Annotated in this window: 1 protein-coding gene; it reads right to left on the reverse strand. The window is 68.9% G+C overall.

Annotated features, from left to right (window positions below; translation table 11 throughout):
• A partial coding sequence (locus tag OCH7691_RS22800) for an acyltransferase family protein (protein WP_085885912.1) occupies positions 1 to 898 on the reverse strand: 898 nt, incomplete at both ends.

Consider the following 898-nt stretch of genomic DNA (forward strand, 5'->3'; position numbering starts at 1 on the left):
CGAAATGTCGCTTCAGGCCGTTCGCGGGCTTCTCGAGGACATGCCAGGAAAGCGCCGCGATGGCGATCGACAGCAGGGTGAGCTGGACGAACACGGGCCATTCGCCGCCGGCAAGCCGGATCCCGAGCGCGCCGAGCAGGTCGGGCAGGAACCAGTGATAGAGATACATGCCGTAGCTGATGCGCCCCAGATAGACGAGGAACGGCAGCGAAAGCAGCCAGCCGAGCGGCCCGGTGAAGCCCTGCGCGGCGGCACCGATCAGCCAGACGAACAGCAGCGCGGCGCCGAACTCGCCGCCCAGCAGTTCGATCCACGAGGGCAACCCCGCGACCTTGGCGGCCAGCACGCCGAGCAGGACCGTGAAACCGGCGACGGCGCTGCCGACGAGCAGGCGGCGCAGCTGCGGATCGTCCAGGCCGAAGCGCTGCGCGAGGAGCGCCAGCAGGGCGCCGATCCCGAGCGTGTCGATATGCGCGGGGGTCAGCATGCTGACCTGGAAATGGCTCATGCCGAGGCCGAGGCAGGCGATGCGGAAAGCCGGCCCCGCCAGGATCAGGACGACGACGACCGGGCCCAGCCAGCGACGGGGCGTCGCCAGCACGACAAGCGGCCAGACCAGGTAGAACTGCTCCTCGACGGCGAGCGTCCAGAGATGGTCGCCGTAGACGAAGCCGTCGCGCAGCGCATAGAGGATATTCTGCGCGTAGAACAGGTACCAGGCCGCATCGGCCCGGAGCCCGGGCAGCGCGGCGAGCGACAGGGCAACGACCAGGAAATAGATCGGGAACAGCCGGAGCGCCCGGCGGGCGAAGAAATTCCGCGCGACCGTGGTGCCGCTTGCCACGCCGCGCTCGATCTGGTCGCGCCCCTGCAGCAGCAGGCCGGTGATCAGGAAACC

The sequence above is a fragment of the Oceanibacterium hippocampi genome, from assembly GCF_900172325.1.
GTDB classification, from domain to species: domain Bacteria; phylum Pseudomonadota; class Alphaproteobacteria; order Sneathiellales; family Sneathiellaceae; genus Oceanibacterium; species Oceanibacterium hippocampi.